Origin of the sequence: Streptomyces sp. NPDC006365 (assembly GCF_042870755.1) — a bacterium.
GTDB classification, from domain to species: Bacteria; Actinomycetota; Actinomycetes; order Streptomycetales; family Streptomycetaceae; genus Streptomyces; species Streptomyces xiangluensis.
Genome location: NZ_JBIAHS010000015.1, coordinates 65,895 through 82,717, shown reverse-complemented (window position 1 = coordinate 82,717; position 16,823 = coordinate 65,895). Strand labels below are relative to the sequence as shown.

13 protein-coding genes are annotated in these 16,823 nt (G+C 69.1%); 4 read left to right on the top strand and 9 right to left on the bottom strand.

Features of this window, described 5'->3' with window-relative positions; all coding sequences use genetic code 11:
- The 4 genes from cimA to ACFYO0_RS32595 all read right to left on the bottom strand — a co-directional run bounded on the left by cimA (position 1) and on the right by ACFYO0_RS32595 (position 5,820).
- A complete protein-coding gene (gene cimA / locus ACFYO0_RS32610) occupies positions 1-1,626 on the bottom strand; it encodes a citramalate synthase (protein WP_388683330.1) in 1,626 nt (541 codons plus the stop codon).
- A 332-nt stretch (positions 1,627-1,958) separates the two neighbouring features.
- Complete coding sequence (locus ACFYO0_RS32605; RefSeq protein WP_388683328.1) at positions 1,959-3,218, bottom strand: TolB family protein; 1,260 nt, start codon at positions 3,216-3,218, stop codon at positions 1,959-1,961.
- 230 nt (positions 3,219-3,448) lie between these two features.
- Positions 3,449-4,537 carry a branched-chain amino acid aminotransferase gene (locus ACFYO0_RS32600; protein ID WP_388683326.1) on the bottom strand — a complete coding sequence of 363 codons (1,089 nt, stop codon included), beginning with the start codon at positions 4,535-4,537 and terminating at the stop codon, positions 3,449-3,451.
- 242 nt (positions 4,538-4,779) lie between these two features.
- Positions 4,780-5,820: a 3-isopropylmalate dehydrogenase gene (locus ACFYO0_RS32595; RefSeq protein ID WP_388683323.1), complete on the bottom strand. Its 1,041-nt coding sequence runs from the start codon at positions 5,818-5,820 to the stop codon at positions 4,780-4,782.
- A 177-nt stretch (positions 5,821-5,997) separates the two neighbouring features.
- Between ACFYO0_RS32595 and ACFYO0_RS32590 the strand changes: the two genes are divergently transcribed.
- Positions 5,998-7,599 carry a fibronectin type III domain-containing protein gene (locus tag ACFYO0_RS32590; RefSeq protein ID WP_388683320.1) on the top strand — a complete coding sequence of 534 codons (1,602 nt, stop codon included), beginning with the start codon at positions 5,998-6,000 and terminating at the stop codon, positions 7,597-7,599.
- Between the two features lie 72 nt (positions 7,600-7,671).
- Here ACFYO0_RS32590 and ACFYO0_RS32585 read toward each other — a convergent pair whose 3' ends face one another.
- Both ACFYO0_RS32585 and ACFYO0_RS32580 read right to left on the bottom strand, forming a co-directional pair.
- Positions 7,672-7,800, bottom strand: a complete 129-nt coding sequence (locus ACFYO0_RS32585) for a hypothetical protein (RefSeq protein WP_121406138.1) — start codon at positions 7,798-7,800, stop codon at positions 7,672-7,674.
- A gap of 257 nt (positions 7,801-8,057) precedes the next feature.
- Complete coding sequence (locus tag ACFYO0_RS32580) at positions 8,058-8,606, bottom strand: GNAT family N-acetyltransferase (protein ID WP_388683317.1); 549 nt, start codon at positions 8,604-8,606, stop codon at positions 8,058-8,060.
- Between the two features lie 137 nt (positions 8,607-8,743).
- Here ACFYO0_RS32580 and ACFYO0_RS32575 point away from each other — a divergent pair, with 137 nt between their 5' ends.
- The 3 genes from ACFYO0_RS32575 to ACFYO0_RS32565 all read left to right on the top strand — a co-directional run bounded on the left by ACFYO0_RS32575 (position 8,744) and on the right by ACFYO0_RS32565 (position 12,885).
- Entirely contained in the window at positions 8,744-9,691 is a 948-nt protein-coding gene (locus ACFYO0_RS32575) for an NADP-dependent oxidoreductase (RefSeq protein ID WP_388683315.1), read from the top strand.
- A 155-nt stretch (positions 9,692-9,846) separates the two neighbouring features.
- Positions 9,847-11,754, top strand: coding sequence for a glycoside hydrolase family 97 catalytic domain-containing protein (locus tag ACFYO0_RS32570; RefSeq protein ID WP_388683579.1), 1,908 nt, complete (start codon positions 9,847-9,849; stop codon positions 11,752-11,754).
- 342 nt (positions 11,755-12,096) lie between these two features.
- A complete protein-coding gene (locus tag ACFYO0_RS32565) occupies positions 12,097-12,885 on the top strand; it encodes an SDR family oxidoreductase (RefSeq protein WP_388683313.1) in 789 nt (262 codons plus the stop codon).
- A gap of 71 nt (positions 12,886-12,956) precedes the next feature.
- Here the strand turns inward: ACFYO0_RS32565 and ACFYO0_RS32560 are convergent, their stop codons facing one another.
- The 3 genes from ACFYO0_RS32560 to ACFYO0_RS32550 form a co-directional block, all read right to left on the bottom strand.
- The gene (locus ACFYO0_RS32560) at positions 12,957-13,853 is read right to left on the bottom strand and encodes a LysR family transcriptional regulator (RefSeq protein ID WP_388683311.1); all 897 of its coding nucleotides are present in this window, start codon (positions 13,851-13,853) and stop codon (positions 12,957-12,959) included.
- Between the two features lie 161 nt (positions 13,854-14,014).
- Positions 14,015-15,646 (bottom strand): L-glutamate gamma-semialdehyde dehydrogenase, encoded by a 1,632-nt coding sequence (gene pruA, locus ACFYO0_RS32555; RefSeq protein ID WP_388683307.1) that lies wholly within the window; start codon positions 15,644-15,646, stop codon positions 14,015-14,017.
- A gap of 187 nt (positions 15,647-15,833) precedes the next feature.
- Positions 15,834-16,760, bottom strand: coding sequence for a proline dehydrogenase family protein (locus ACFYO0_RS32550; RefSeq protein WP_388683304.1), 927 nt, complete (start codon positions 16,758-16,760; stop codon positions 15,834-15,836).
- Positions 16,761-16,823 lie beyond the last annotated feature (63 nt).

The following is a 16,823-nucleotide window of genomic DNA, read 5'->3' as shown; positions in this document are numbered from 1 at the left end:
CTACTCCGCCGGCTCGACCCCGGCCCGCAGCAAGCCGTACGTGTACGCGTCCTCCAGGGCCTGCCACGACGCGGCGATCACGTTGTCCGCCACGCCCACCGTCGACCACTCCCCCGCACCGTCCGACGTGGAGATGAGGACCCGTGTCGTGGAGGAGGTGCCGTGCTTGCCCTCCAGGATGCGGACCTTGTAGTCGACCAGGTCGAGCTTGGCCAGCTGCGGGTAGATCTTCTCCAGGGCCACGCGCAGAGTCTTGTCCAGCGCGTTCACCGGACCGTTCCCCTCCGCCGTCGCGACGATGCGCTCGCCCTTGGCGAAGAGCTTGACCGTGGCCTCGTTGGCGTGGGAGCCGTCGGGACGGTCCTCGACGATCGCCCGCCAGGACTCCACCTCGAAGTACTTACGGACCTTGCCCTCCACCTCCGCCCGGAGCAGAAGCTCGAAGGAGGCGTCGGCAGCCTCGTACGTGTACCCCTTGAGCTCGCGCTCCTTGACCCTCTCCACGACCCGGCCCACCAGCTCACGGTCGTCGCCCAGGTCGATGCCCAGTTCCTTGCCCTTGAGCTCGATCGACGCCCGGCCCGCCATGTCGGAGACCAGCATCCGCATGGTGTTGCCGACCTGCTCGGGGTTGATGTGCTGGTACAGATCCGGGTCGACCTTGATCGCCGACGCGTGCAGTCCCGCCTTGTGCGCGAAGGCCGAGACCCCTACGTACGGCTCATGCGTGGACGGCGTGAGGTTCACGACCTCGGCGATCGCGTGCGAGATGCGCGTCATCTCGGACAGCGCGCCCTCGGGGAGGACCTTCTTGCCGTACTTCAGCTCCAGTGCCGCCACCACCGGGAACAGGTTCGAGTTGCCGACCCGCTCCCCGTATCCGTTCGCCGTGCACTGGACGTGCGTCGCACCCGCGTCAACCGCGGCCAGGGTGTTCGCGACCGCGCACCCCGTGTCGTCCTGGGCGTGGATGCCGAGCCGGGCGCCCGTGTCGGCCAGGACCGTGGCGACCACGGCCTGGACCTGGGCCGGCAGCATGCCGCCGTTGGTGTCGCAGAGCACGACCACGTCGGCGCCCGCTTCCGAGGCCGCCCGTACGACCGCCTTCGCGTACTCGGGGTTCGCCCGGTAGCCGTCGAAGAAGTGCTCGCAGTCGACGAACACCCGGCGCCCCTGGGAGCGGAGGTACGACACCGTGTCGCGGACCATCTCCAGGTTCTCGTCGAGTGTCGTACGCAGGGCCAGCTCGACATGCCGGTCATGGGACTTGGCGACCAGGCAGATGACGGGCGCGCCGGACTCGAGGAGCGCGTTGACCTGGGCGTCCTCGGCGGCCTTGCCGCCCGGGCGGCGTGTGGCGCCGAAGGCGACGAGCTGGGCGTGCTTGAAGTGGATCTCCTGCCCGGCGCGGGCGAAGAACTCGGTGTCGCGCGGGTTGGCGCCGGGCCAGCCGCCCTCGATGAAGCCCACGCCGAAGTCGTCCAGGTGCCGTGCGATGGCCAGCTTGTCCGCGACGGTGAGGTTGATGCCCTCGCGCTGCGCACCGTCGCGCAGCGTCGTGTCGAAGACGTGGAAGTCGTCGTCGACGTTGGAGGGACCCTGATTCTCGTCGGTTGCGTCTGTCATCTCTACTGGCTCCTGTGTGGGATGCGGTCTACCGGAATGACCGGCTCCACCGCCCTCATAATCCCTTGCGCTCCGGCCCCGGCTGCGGTTGGGCCGGGAAACAGAAAAACCTCTCGCGGGTGCGAGAGGTCTGCGCGCGGGTCGAGGACGACGGTGTCCGCCCGTACGTGGTCGTACGGGGCGGTCACTGCGGACCGGCGCGCCTGCTGCCAATAATCGTGGCGAACGAGAGCACGGGGGCAGTGTGGCACAGACTGCCCCCGTGCTCATGGTTGTCTCAGAATGCGAGCGGGACGTCACCCAGCGCATGGGTGCGCCGGGTCGGGAGCACCTCAGCGCAGATGGCGGACGTACGCGTGCTGATGGTCGTAGGTGTCGCCGGGCACCAGGTCGGCCGAGTACGAGCTGAAGGCCACCCGGCGACCGTGCGCGTCGATCACCGGCGAGATCGCCGAGTCGTCGTTCAGGCCGCCCTCGCTGTCGGGACTGACCAGCTCGGTGCGCCCGGTGCGCAGATCGCGTACGTACACATGGCTCGTGTGGTCGCCGGTGTTCGGCCGGGACGAGACGAACGCGAGACGGCGGTTGTCGGCACTGAGCACGGCGGACCCGGTGGACTCCGACGGGTCCGTTGCGTCGATCCGATGCAGCTCACCGGTCTCGAGGTCGCGGATGAACGCGTTGTGTCCGTTGTTGGTGTCGCCCGGCGTCAGCTTCGAGTCGAGCGAGCGGAACAGCGCATAACGGCCGTCCGCGCTGAGGGACGAGTACTCGGACTGAGCGTCGGAGACCGCACCGTCCGGCGCCTTGTCGGCCTGCCACAGCTTCCCGCTCGGTACGTCGCGGACGTAGATGTCGCTCCAGTCGCCGCTGGAGGGGAACGGGACGAAGAACTGGTAGCCGACCCGTTCGCCGTCGGCACTGATCGAGATGTTGGTGACCGACCTGGGCCGGTTGGGTGCGGGGACCTGGCTGACCCTGACCGCCGTGCCCGTTTTGCGGTCGACCCGGTGGACACTGCCCCACGCGTCGCCCTGGACGGGTTCGGAACGTCCGGCGACGAGGGCGACATAGCGTCCGTTCGCGCTGATCACCGGCGAGTTCTCGGTGTCGTATCCGGGCGCGACGTCCTTGATCCGGTCGACCGCACCCGTTTTGAGGTCCTTCACGTAGACGTGTGTGCGGCCGCCCGTGTCACCGGGCACCAGGTTGCTCGCGTTGGAACTGAACGCCGCGTAGCGGCCGTTGGCGCTCAGCGAGATGTCGTGGACTCCGGTGTCGGCCTGCGTGCCGTCCGCTGCGGTGCTCACCCGGCGGGTTTCACCGGTTCTCAGATCCCGTACGAAGGCGTCCCGCGCGTCGTTCGTGTCACCCGGGACGAGATTCGTGGCCTGCGAGGTGAAGGCGAGGTACCGTCCGTCGGCGCTTAACCCCTCAGCCGTCGACCAGGCGTCCCCATCGGTGCCGTCCGGTGCCACGCTGGCCTTCTCGGTGCGCGGCACGGGCTGTGGCGCGGCCGACGCGGGCAACGCGACGCCGGTGAGCGCGGTGATCAGGGCAGCGCCGAGCGCAACCCTCCGTGCAGTGGTCATGCTTCCCCCATGTTCCCCGTTGGTCGCTTGCTCCCCCGGCCCAGCGCCGGGGCCCACAGGGATACAAACGCACCAGCGGTACGGGGTCAATCAGACGGAATGCGTACAACCTGGACGGTGCGTCAGGCGTCCGTGCGTGTCAGGCGGTTGGCGTTCCGGGACCGTGAACAACCGGTCCCCGCCCTCCAATTGGGGAGTGCGGGGACCAACACGGCTTCGGACAAAGGCCGTCAGCCGAGGTTGTGCATCCAGCCGTGCTTGTCCTCGCTCACCCCGCGCTGGATGTCGAGCAGCGCCTCGCGCAGCTTCAGTGTGACCGCGCCGGGCTGTCCGCCGCTCTGCTGCCACTCGCCGGCGTGGCACTTGACCGTACCGACGGGCGTGATGACGGCGGCGGTGCCGCAGGCGAAGACCTCGGTGAGGCTGCCGTTCGCGGTGTCGTCGCGCCACTGGTCGATGGAGATGCGCGCCTCCTCGGACTGGTAACCGAGGTCGGCGGCGACCGAGAGCAGCGAGTCCCGGGTGACGCCCTCCAGGATGGAGCCCGTCAGTGTGGGGGTGACGATCTTGTCTCCGTACACGAAGTACAGGTTCATGCCGCCCAGTTCCTCGACCCACTTGTGCTCGACGGCGTCGAGGTAGCAGACCTGGTCGCAGCCCTTCGCGGCGGCCTCGGCCTGGGCGAGCAGGGACGCGGCGTAGTTGCCGCCGGTCTTGGCGTCGCCCATGCCGCCGGGGACGGCGCGCACGCGGTCGTCGGAGGCCCAGATCGAGACGGGCTTCACGCCGCCCGGGAAGTAGGCGCCGGCCGGGGAGGCGATGACCATGAACAGGTACTCGTTCGCGGGCTTCACGCCCAGACCGACCTCGGTCGCGATCATGAATGGGCGCAGGTAGAGCGACTCCTCGCCGCCATGCGCCGGCACCCATGCCTTGTCCTGCCGGACGAGCAGGTCGCAGGCCTCGATGAACGTCTCGACGGGCAGCTCGGGCATGGCGAGACGGCGGGCGGACCGCTGGAAGCGCTCGGCGTTCTTCTCCGGACGGAAGGTGGCGACCGAGCCGTCCGGCTGCCGGTAGGCCTTGAGGCCCTCGAAGATCTCCTGCGCATAGTGCAGGACGTTGGTCGCGGGGTCGAGGGAGAGCGGCCCGTACGGCACGAGCTGCCCGTCGTGCCAGCCGCGACCCTCGGTCCACTTGACCGTCACCATGTGATCGGTGAAGTGGCGGCCGAACCCGGGGCTGGCGAGGATCGCCTCCCGCTCCGCGTCGGAGAGCGGCTGCGCGGAGGGCTTGAGCTCGATCGTGGGCGTCGTCATGAGTGGTTGTCCTTCACCGGTTGTCTGTAGGGGCCGCGCTCACGCCCATACTGGCCGATGGCCAGTGCTAGGACGCCCGAGCATTCCCTCAATCCGCGGCTCCACGTTCGATTATCGCGTGAACGGAGCCGTGGAGGATATGGGTGTGAATGCGGCCCAGGGGATGATGGTGGCACCCGGCGGGACATAGGAAAAGCCGCCGGGTGCGAAAGCGACCCGGCGGCTCGAGGAGTTCCGGCGGGTCAGCCGGATACTCGGGCGGCGAGCGCGTCGCCGATTTCGTCGGTCGTACGGGTCGTGGTGCCGCGCTCCGCGAGGTCGACCGAGACGGCGTCCTCGATGCGGGCGGCCTCGGCCTCGAAGCCGAGGTGACGCAGCAGGAGGGCGACGGACAGGACGGTGGCGGACGGGTCGGCCTTGCCCTGGCCTGCGATGTCGGGCGCCGAGCCGTGCACGGGCTCGAACATCGAGGGGAACTCGCCGGACGGGTTGATGTTCCCGCTCGCGGCGACGCCGATGCCTCCGGAGACGGCCGCGGCGAGGTCGGTGATGATGTCGCCGAAGAGGTTGTCGGTGACGATCACGTCGAAGCGTTCGGGCTGCGTGACGAGGTAGATCGTCGCCGCGTCCACGTGCATGTACTCGGTGGTGACGTCGGGGAACTCCTCGGCCACCTTGTTGAAGATGTTGGTCCACAGGTGACCCGCGAAGGCCAGCACGTTGTTCTTGTGGATCAGCGCCAGCTTCTTGCGCGGGCGGGCCTGAGCACGGGCGAAGGCGTCGCGGACGACGCGCTCGACACCGAAGGCCGTGTTGACGGAGACCTCGGTGGCGACCTCGTGGGGGGTGCCCTTGCGGATGGTGCCGCCGTTGCCGGTGTACGGCCCCTCGGTGCCCTCGCGGACCACGATGAAGTCGATCTCGGGCTGGCCCGCGAGCGGGGTGGCGACGCCCGGCAGGAGCTTCGACGGACGCAGGTTGACGTGGTGATCGAAGAGGAAGCGGAGCTTCAGCAGGAAGCCGCGCTCCAGGACGCCGGACGGCACGCTCGGGTCACCGATCGCGCCGAGCAGGATCGCGTCGTGCTTCTTGAGCGCGTCGACGTCCGCGTCGGTGAGGGTCTCTCCGGTGGCGTGGTAACGCTTGGCGCCGAAGTCGTACTCCTTGGTCTCCAGCTTCACATCCTGCGGAAGGACGGCGGAGAGCACCTTCAGGCCCTGGGCAACGACCTCTTGGCCGATGCCGTCACCGGGGATCACTGCGAGATTGAGGCTGCGAGACATGTCGGCACCCTACTCCTCCGTCCCACGGGATGACACGACGCGTCCGCGATACGGACAACATGCATGACCCATCTATAGCCCGTCTGCGGAGCGTCGGGTGACGCCGCATCGGCTGGTCAGTCTCCGTTCACCCAGAAGTCAGGCCTGTGTTGGGACTCGCTGGGAAGTTCTCCCACCATGACTGTTCCACCCGGCGGGTCACCGCCCGAGCACCCCGTCCCGAACGTCGGCATCCCCGAGCAGCTGGCCCGCCGTATGAGCATGGCGGAGCAGCACGAGTACCTGCGGGCGAGACTGTCGCGGCGCGCGCTGGTGACCGCCGGCGCCTTCGCGGGCGCGGGGCTGCTGGCCGGCTGTACGGGCGAGGACTCGGCGAGCCCCGCGCGGACGACGTCCTCACCGGTGACGGATCCCGTCACGGGTCGCGTCCCCGGCTCCGTGGTCGCGCCCTTCGGCCGCCATCTCGCCTTCGGCGCCGACCCGAAGACGCAGATGCGGATCTCCTGGCAGGTGCCTTTCGCCGTCAGGAAGCCATATGTGCGGGTGGGCTCGAAGCCCTGGGACCTGAGCCGCAGGATCGACGCCGAGGTCCGGGACCTGCGCACGCCATCCCTGTCGAAGAAGCTGCCCGCGGTCGAGCAGTACTACCTGCACGCCGCTCTCGACGGCCTCAAGCCCGGCACGACGTACTACTACGGCGTCGGCCACGAGGGCTTCGACCCGACGTCGGCAGAACGCCTGTCGACGGTCGGCTCATTCCGTACGGCGCCCGCACGCCCCGAGCAGTTCGTGTTCACGGCCTTCGGCGACCAGGGCGTCAGCTATGACGCGCTCGCCAACGACCAGGTGATCCTCGGCCAGAACCCGTCCTTCCACCTCCACGCGGGCGACATCTGTTACGCCGACACGACGGGCCACGGCAAGGACTCGGACACATACGACGCCCGGGTCTGGGACCAGTTCCTCGCACAGACCGAGTCCGTCGCGAAGTCCGTGCCCTGGATGGTGACGACCGGCAACCACGACATGGAGGCCTGGTACTCCCCCGACGGCTACGGCGGCCAGGCGGCCCGCTGGTCACTCCCGGACAACGGCTTCGATCCGAAGAGGTCGCCGGGCGTCTACTCGTTCACGTACGGCAATGTCGGCATCGTGGCGCTCGACGCGAACGACGTCTCGTACGAGATACCCGCCAACCTCGGCTACTCGGACGGGAAGCAGAGCGAGTGGCTGGACAAGCGGCTCGGGGAGCTGCGCAAGTCCGTTGATTTCATTGTGGTGTTCTTCCACCACTGCATGTACTCGACGTCGACGCACGCCTCGGACGGCGGCCTGCGCGACGCCTGGCTGCCGCTGTTCACCAAGCACCAGGTGGACCTGGTCATCAACGGGCACAACCACGTCTACGAACGGACCGATGCGATCAAGGGCGGCGAGGTCGGCAAGCGTGTGCCCGTGGGCGCCTCGACGGATCCGACGCGCGACGGGACCGTGTACGTCACCGCGGGCGGCGCCGGCAAGGAGCTGTACGGCTTTCCGGACGGGGTGGAGGACAGTTACGAGGGGAAGGTGAACGACCGAGAGTCGGTCGACAGCTTCCGCTGGACCAAGGGGAAGTCGGAGAACCCGGAGACCGTGGAGTGGTCCCGGGTTCGCTACACCGGCTTTTCGTTTCTCGCGATCGAGGCGGAGACCGGCTCGTCCGCGAAACTCAAGGTGTCGGCGCTCGCGCAGAACGGTGGGCGCATCGACTACTTCGAGGTGCGGCGCGGCAGTTGAGGCCGCGCCGCACCACTTACGGGTTGCGGCTCCCGGAAGCCGAGGGCTCAGCGGCCCATCGAAGGCGGGGGCTCAGTGGCCCGTCGCGCCGCCGTTGTCCCTGCGGTCGAGGGCGCGCTGGAGTGCGGCGGCGGCGTTCTTACGGTCGGACTCGCTCGTACGGGAGACGTGACGGACTCGGCGGACGGTCGTCTCGGCCATGGGAAATCGACTCCTTATGACAGCACGGAGTGCGGAAGGGGTTACGAGACGCCGGGTGGGGCGGGCGAGCGGGCCGCAGGGGTTGCCTGCCTAGGGCTCCGGCTCACGACCGCCATTCGCTTGATCGAGCGAGACGTTCGGCTTCTACAAAGCTAAGCGAGGACCGGGCGTCTGTCTCCACAATTACTCGGACTTCCTACTATCTGAGACGGTGGAATGAGTCACACCCGCCTGACCTGCGTAGATGACCGATCCGGTCAGAGCACGTCGCCGTCGCGCCAGTCGAAGACAAGTTCGTACGCAGGGTCGAGCCGGCCGACGGAGGCAGGGCGGAGGAAGAGCCAGACCTCTTCGTCCGGGAGGTGCACGATGCCGTCCGGGCTGTCCGGGCTGAAGGCGTGGATCCGGCCCGGCCAAGGCTGCCAGCCGCGAGCGGCGTACAGGCCCTCGCCCTCGTTCGTGGCGGAGAGCGCGCCGAGTGAGTACGCGCGGTCGATGACCCCTTCCAGGGCGGCCATGACCCGGCCGCCGAGCCCCTGGCGCCGGACGTCCGCGCGGACCGCGACGCCCTCGACGTAACCGGTGCGCAGCGAGCGGCCGTGGTGCAGCACCCGGCGCTGGACCACCGCGCCGTGTGCGGCGAGACCGGTGTCGTCGTGCACGAGGGCGTGGACGCCGCCGAGCGTGTGGTCCCAGTCCTCCTCGCTGAAGTCGCCCTCGAAGGCGTCGTCCAGGAGAGTGCGGACGGCGCGGAGCTCTGCGGGGGCGAGATCGGCCGTGTGAGCGGTACGCAGTCGGAGGGTCATCGCGCCAGTATCGCGGGGGCGGCGGGTGCGGAAGGCGGGGTGCGGACGGCTCGCTTCGGGAGCACGATGGGGAGTGGAGCGGTTCGCGATTCCGGCTTCGGCTTCGGCTTCGGCTTCGGCTTCGGGAGGGAGACCCGATGACCACCGCACTCCCACGTACGCGTGTGATGGCCCAGCACCGGTTCGGCGGACCGGAGGTTCTGGTGATCGAGGAGCGGGAGCGGCCCGCTCCAGGTCCGGGTGAGGTGTTGTTGAGGGTGCGTGCGGTGGGGGTCAACGCCCTTGACCGGCTGGTGCGTTCAGGGGCGGCTCCGGTCCTCGGGGAGCCGCCGTTCACCCTGGGCGGCGATGTCTCGGGCGTGGTCGAGGCGACCGGTGAGGGTGTCACGCTGCTCCGCCCCGGTGACGAGGTCTTCGGCAAGATCCCGGCCGGCGGCTACGCGGAGCACGTCACCGCGCCGGCCGAGCACTTCGCGGCCAAGCCCACGACACTGGACCACGTCCACGCGGCAGCCGCGCCCACGGCGACGCTCACCGCCTGGCAGGCCCTCGTCGACCTGGCCCAAGTCGCCCCGGGCACACGTGTGCTGGTGCACGCGGCGGCGGGCGGTGTCGGCCACGCGGCAGTACAGCTCGCCAAGGCGGAGGGCGCGTATGTCATCGGCACGGCGCGCGCCGACAAGCACGGCTTCCTGTACGACCTCGGCATCGACGAGGCGGTCGACTACACGGCCACGGACTTCGCCACCGTCGTACACGACATGGACGTGGCCCTCGACCTGATCGGCGGCGACTACGGCCCGCGCACGCTCAACACCCTGCGTCCCGGAGGTCTGTTGATCTCGGCGATCCCCGGCGACCTCGGCCTCTCCCCCGAGGACGTGGACGCCCGAGGCATGCGCTTCGCGGTCGTCCAGACGGAGCCGTCGGGCGTCCGCCTGGGGAAGATCGCCTCGCTCCTGGCGAGCAATCGCCTGCGTATCCACGTGGAGGCGGTCCTGCCTTTCGCGGAGGCGGCCAAGGCCCATGAGCTGAGCGAGTCCGGACACGTCCAGGGCAAGCTCGTCCTCGCGCTCCCGGACTGACGCCTCCCTCCGGCCGCCTCCCACGCTGTAGGGCCGGTCTCTGTACTGAACCATTCATCAGCAATCCGATGTCTGATGCTGTCAGACTCCTTGACACTCCTCAAGAGCCCCTTCACCCTCACAGTCATCCGATGTCTGTGACAGGAGGGTTCTACATGGCGGTCCAACTCCGGGCCCGCACCATCGTGTTGACGCTCTGCTCCGCACTGCTCGCCACGGCCACCGCGGCGCTTCCCGCTCGCGCCGAGGCCCCCGCGGCCCCGGCATCCTGGGAGGTGCGCGGCCCGCACGGCTCCCCCACGGCCGTGGTGGCTCTCGACGACGGCCGGCCGACGCTCACCGTGAGACGCGCGGGCCGCACCGTCCTCGAACCGTCTCCGCTCGGGCTCGTCACCGAACAGGCCGACTTCTCCAAGGACTTGACCTTAACCGGCCGTACCGACCGCACGATCAACGAGCGCTACACCATTTCAACCGGCAAGTCCCACAAGCGCGTTGCCCGGATGACCGAGTCCCGCTTCCGCTTCCGTACAGCCGACGGCGCCCGGCTCGACCTGCTCACGCGTGTCGCACCGGACGGCGTCGCCTACCGCTACGTCCTGCCGGGCGACCACGGGGACGTCGTCCGCGAGGCCTCCGCCTTCACCTTCCCCGCCACCGCCGAGGCCGTCATCAACCGCTACCGTGCGGACAACGAACTCCCCTTCATCCGCTACGAGTCGGCAGCCGCCGCGCCTGAGGGCACGTACTCGATGCAGGCCCTCTTCAAGACGGACGGCGGCTACGCCCTGATCGCCGAGTCGGACCTGACCGGCAGCTACGCGGGCGCCCACCTCACCCACGCCGCCGACTCGCCGACGTACGGCGTCGGTCTGTGGAACAACGACCCCATCCAGGTGTCCGGCTCGCTCACCACCCCCTGGCGCACGGTGATCACGGGTGATCTGGCGACCGTCACAGAGTCGACGTTCACGGACGACCTCGCCCCCAAGTCCCGGGTCCGCGACACCTCCTGGATCAAGCCGGGCGCGGCGCTGTGGACCTGGCTGGCCGGCGGCAAGGAGGCCGGGCAGAGCCTGGAGGCGCAGAAGAAGTACGTGGACTACGCGGCCGAGCGCAACTGGCCCTACGAAGTCGTGGACGCGGGCTGGTACTTCAAGCCCGGCGAGTGGGAGGTCATCGACCCGGACTGGCAGACGAACAGCTGGATGCCGGAGCTGGTGCGCTACGGCAAGGAACGCGGCGTCGGCATCCACGTCTGGCTGCACTACACCCTCCTCACCGACCCCGTCGAACGCGAGAAGTGGCTCTCCACGCTGGAGAAGTGGGGCGTCAAGGGCGTGAAGATCGACTTCATGGACTCTGAGTCGCAGGAGCGGATGAGCTGGTACGACGACGTACTGAAGGACACCGCCAAGCATCGCCTCATGGTCAACTTCCATGGCTCCACGATCCCCAAGGGCATGCAGCGCACCTGGCCCCAGGTCATGACGCTGGAGGGCGTCGGCGGCGAGGAGAAGCGCAACAACACCCCGGCGCAGCTGGCCGCACTGCCCTTCACCCGCAACGTCATCGGCTCCATGGACTTCACCCCGGGCGCCTTCCACCGCCCGTACCGCCCCAACGTCCAGTCGGACGCCGGTGAGTTGGGCCTGAGCGTGCTCTACGAGTCCGGCATCCAGAATCTCGCCGGCACTCCGGAGTCGTACGACGCCCGCCCCGAGGCCCGCCGTTACCTGGAGCAGCTTCCCACCGGCTGGGAGGAGACCCGCCTGCTCACCGGCGACCCGGGCCGCTCCGCGGTCCTGGCACGGAAAGCTCCGGACGGCCGCTGGTTCATCGGCGGTACGTTCGCGGGCGCGGCCCAGAGTGTGGACGTACCCATGCGTCTCGGCGCGGGCAAATGGCTCGTGGAGACCGTGACCGACGGCCCGTCGGGTCTGGTCCGGGAGCCGCGCGTCGTCCACGGCGGCGGCACCCTCACCGTCCCGGTCGTGACGGACGGCGGCTTCGCGGCCCTCGCCTGCCGCTGGTACGCGGGCCGCACGACCTGCGACCGCTGACCACCGCACGACGTTCAGCGCCGCGAGACGGGCAACCGCCCGTCTCGCGGCGCGAAGGTTGCCCGCCCCAGGCCGGTTGAGCGGCTTTCAGCCCTTCAGGACCAGGACGGGGGTCGCCTCGATCCGCTTCCTGCGCCGGTCACTGACGGAAGGGCCGGGACGACATAGGAATCCCCTATAGCACGTGCTGACATTTCGTCTTTGCCTCTCGTTCTTTTCCGTACGTACCGTGAAACAGCTCGACGAGGTGCTCGCTGCGATTTCTCCCGAAGATTCGCGCTCTGCGCACGTCGATCCTTTTTCCGTCGAGCGGACAATTACGCGATCGAGAGGACCGGTGGCATGACCACGATCGAGAACGGATCGGGAACGCGAGAACTCGCGGGAAAGCGGGCCCTGGTCACGGGTGGTTCGCGCGGAATCGGAGCGGCCGTCGTGCGCCAACTCCTGGATGCGGGCGCCGAGGTGCTCACGACGGCCAGGTCGGCGACGAGCACGGTGCCGGAGGGGGCCACCTTCGTGGAGGCCGACGTGCGGACACGGGCTGGTGCGGAGGCACTCGCCGCCGCCGCACAGGAGGTGCTCGGCGGCGTGGACGTCCTGGTCCACAACGCGGGTGGGGCGCGACCGCACGAGGGCAGCTCGGCCATCCCCGACGAGGAGTGGCAGGACGCGCTGGACCTGAACTTCCTGGCGTCGGTGCGGCTGGACTCACTGCTGATACCGGGGATGCGGGAACGGCGTTCGGGGATGATCGTGCACGTCTCCTCGTCCGCGGTCCTCACCCCGATGGCACCGTTTCTGCACTACACCACGGCGAAGGCGGCGCTGGAGAACTACAGCCGGGGACTGGCCCTGGAGCTGGCCCCGCTCGGAATCCGGGTCAACGCCGTGTCTCCCGGCAGAACCGCCACCCCCGGCGGCGAACAAACGCGGGAGCAGTGGGCGGAGGTGTCCGCGCGCATGGGCGCGGCACCGGCGGAGACCAACGCCGACGACACCCCGCCGCTGGGGCGCGATGGTCAGCCCGAAGACATCGCCCACGCGGTGCTGTTCCTCGTGTCCGAGCGGGCGAGCTGGCTGACCGGGAGGAATCTCATCGTGGACGGCGGCGAATTCCCCATGGGTTGACGCCGACCGGAATTCCGGAACGCCGGTTCCGAAAAGAAGAATTCAGCGGTCGCCCGTCTCGTTCCCGGCCGTCAGGAAACCGGTGAGAAGAAAGTGGACTCGGACCAGGTTTCCTGACGCAGGAGTTCGAGAAGCGCCGTCTCCGCCGGGCCCGCGCCTTGCCGGACCACGGCGATGACGGGCTGGGACACGACCGGGAACACCGGGCGAACAAGGTCCTGGTGACCGTGGGGCACCGCGGAGGCCGGGACGAGCGTGACCCCCAGCCCGTGGGCAGCCCAGCGCACGGCCGTCGCCGTCTGGGACACGCGGGCGGCCGTGGCCGGGGTCAGCTCGTTGTCCCGCAGCACGCTCAGCAGCACGCCGTCGAGCGCGCTGTCGCGGTCGAACCTCACCCACGGCTCCCCCTCCAGTTCGCGCAGCTCGACCCGGTCCGCGGCGAGTTGCCGGTGTCCGGCGCCCAGCACCACGACGAACTCCTCGTCGCCGAGGTGGTGGGCGTCGGAGGGACTCCGCTCGCACGAGGCCATCAGGGCGAGATCCACCACGCCCCGGCGGCACAGCCGCTCCAGCTCGGCGGAGCTCGGCTCCTCGAAGACGGTGACCTCCAGCCGCGGGAAGCGGCGACGCAGCGTGCCCAGCGCGCTCGGCAGCTGTTGGGTGCCAAAGCCCATCTGCACCGCGACCACCAGCTCGCCCACCAGCTCGTCGGCACCGGCCCGCGCCGTCGCCCTCGCCCGCCGCGACGCGGTCACCGCGACCTCCGCCTCCCGCAGGAACGCGCGGCCGACCACGGTGGGCACCAGTCCGGTCGGCGTGCGGGCGAACAGCTTCACGCCAAGTTCCCGCTCCAGGCCGCGGATCTGCTGGGACACAGACGGTTGAGCGACGTGCAGCAGCTCCGCCGCCGCCGTCACCGAGCCCTCCTCGGCAACGGCCAGGGCGTACTCGTACTGACGAAGACTCATTGGCGCCCGTCCCCTCCCTGCGGTGGGCCGCGGTCCACCCCGTTGTCATCCTTGTAGACCGAGGCTAACCGCTGCGCTCCAGCCACCGGTTCGGCGGCTGGAGCGCGGTCGTCCGTGAACAGGCCGAGGCGGTCGAGGACTTCGGTGGTCCGACGACCGGATCAGCCCATGTGCGGGTACGGGTAGTCCGTCGGCGGAACCAGGGTTTCCTTGACGGCTCGGGTGAGGGTCCAGCGCTGGAGGTTCTGGGGAGCGCCGGCCTTGTCGTTGGTGCCGGAGTTGCGGCCGCCGCCGAAGGGCTGCTGGCCGACGACGGCACCGGTGGACTTGTCGTTGATGTAGAAGTTGCCGGCGGCGTAGCGGAGTTTCTCCGCCGTGTATGCCGCCGCCGCGCGGTCGTTCGCGATGACGGCGCCCGTGAGGGCGTAGTCGGACACCGACTCCATCTGGGTCAGCATCTCCTCGTACTTCTCGTCGTCGTAGACGTGCACCGCGAGGAACGGGCCGAAGTACTCCGTCGTGAAGACCTCGTTGGCCGGGTCGGAGCACTCGACGACGGTCGGGCGGACGAAGTAGCCCACCGAGTCGTCGTACGAACCGCCCGCGACGATCGCGCACTTCGGGTCCTCCGCGGCCCGGTCGATCGCCGCCTTGTTCTTCGCGAAGGCGCGCTCATCGATGACGGCACCGATGAAGTTCGACAGATCGGTGACGTCGCCCATCTTGATGCCGTCGACCTCGGCGGCGAACTCCTCCTTGAAACCGCCGTTCCAGATGGAGGCCGGGATGTACGCGCGTGAGGTCGCCGAACACTTCTGGCCCTGGTACTCGAAGGCGCCCCGGGTCAGCGCGGTCTTCAGCACGGCGCGGTCCGCGGAGGGATGCGCGACGAGGAAGTCCTTGCCGCCCGTCTCGCCGACCAGACGCGGGTACGTGCGGTACTTGTCGATGTTCGCGCCGACCGTCTTCCACAGGTGCCGGAACGTCTTCGTCGAGCCGGTGAAGTGGATGCCCGCGAGGTCACGGTGGTTCAGGGCGATCTCGGAGACGGCCAGACCGTCGCCCGTCACCAGGTTGATGACACCCTTGGGCAGGCCCGCCTCCTCCAGCAGCTGCATGAGCAGGACGGCCGCGTGGGTCTGCGTCGGGGACGGCTTCCACACGACGACGTTGCCCATGAGGGCGGGCGCGGTCGGCAGGTTGCCCGCGATCGCCGAGAAGTTGAACGGCGTGATCGCGTAGACGAAGCCCTCCAGCGGGCGGTGGTCGAGGCGGTTCCAGACGCCCGTCGAGTTCGCCACGGGCTGCTCGGCGAGCAGGTCACGGGCGTACTTGACGTTGAAGCGCCAGAAGTCGATCAGTTCGCAGGGGGTATCGATCTCGGCCTGCTGCGCGGTCTTCGACTGGCCGAGCATGGTGGAGGCGGCCAGTGTCTCGCGCCAGGTCGTGGACAGCAGCTCGGCGGCGCGCAGGATGATCGCGGCGCGGTCGTCGAAGGACATCGCACGCCAGGCGGGCGCGGCGGCCAGGGCCGCGTCGATCGCGTCCTGCGCGTCCTGCTGCGTCGCGTTGCGGAAGGTGCCGAGCACGGCCTTGTGGTGGTGCGGCTGCACGACCTGGAACGGCTCGCCACCGCCCATCCGCTTCTCGCCGCCGATGGTGCAGGGCAGGTCGAGGGGGTTCTCGGCCAGCTCCTTGAGCTTGGCCTCGAGCCGGGCGCGCTCGGGAGAGCCGGGGGCGTAGCCGTGCACCGGCTCGTTGACGGGGGTGGGGACCTGGGTCACAGCGTCCATGTGTTCCGTACTCCTTAACTGAGCGGTGGGGTCAGCCCTTGGTGAGGATCGAGCGGGCGAAGAACCGGAGGTTCGCCGGCTTCTCCGCGAGGCGGCGCATGCTGTGCTTTCCCGGGGGACGCAGCATCCGACTGTGGCTGCGCCACGGGCCGGACCCCCGGCCGAAACTCCGTGTGTCTGTCATGTCTCAGCCTCGGGTCAGCATGCTGCGGGCGAAAAAGCGCAAGTTCGCCGGTTTCTCCGCCAACCGGCGCATGAAGTAGCCGTACCAGTCGGTGCCGTATGCCGTGTAGACGCGTACGCGGTGCCCTTCGGCGGCGAGCCGGGTCTGCTCCTCGCCGCGGATGCCGTACAGCATCTGGAACTCGTAGTCTTCGAGTTTGCGTCCCACGCGCCGGGCCAGCTCCTGGGTGATGGCGACGAGGCGTGGGTCGTGGGACCCGATCATCGGGTAGCCCTCGCCCTCCATCAGGATCTTCAGGATGCGGACGTACGCCTTGTCGATCTCGGCCTTCTTCTGGAACGCGACCGACGCGGGCTCCTTGTACGCCCCTTTCACGATACGCACGCGGCTGCCGCTCGCGGCGAGACGGCGGGCGTCGGCCTCGGTGCGGTACAGGTAGGCCTGGATCACGCAGCCGGTCTGCGGGAAGTCCTTCCGCAGCTCCTCATGGACGGCGAACATCGAGTCGAGCGTGGTGTGGTCCTCAGCGTCCAGCGTGATCGTGGTGCCGATGCGGGCGGCGGCCTCGACGACGGGACGGACGTTGGCGAGCGCCAGCTCATGGCCTTCCGGGAGCGCCTGGCCGAACAGGGACAGCTTGACCGACATCTCGGCCCGCTCGCCCAGGCCGAGACCTTCGAGGTGGTCGATCAGCTGCAGATACGCGTCGCGCGCCGCCGTGGACTGCTCGGGCGTGGTGATGTCCTCGCCGACCACGTCCAGGCTGACCTCCAGCCCCCGGTCGGTGAGGTGCTTGACGACCGGTACGGCGTCGTCGACCGACTCACCGGCGATGAACCGCTCGACGACCGGCTTCGTCACCGGCGCCGCCGACACCAGGCGGCGCATCCTGTCGCTGCGCGAGGCGGCGAGAATCACGGGTCCCAACACGGGGCAACCTCCACAACAGCGACCAGCAGGGGGCCGTGACCGAACGTTCGCGGGTGAACGCCT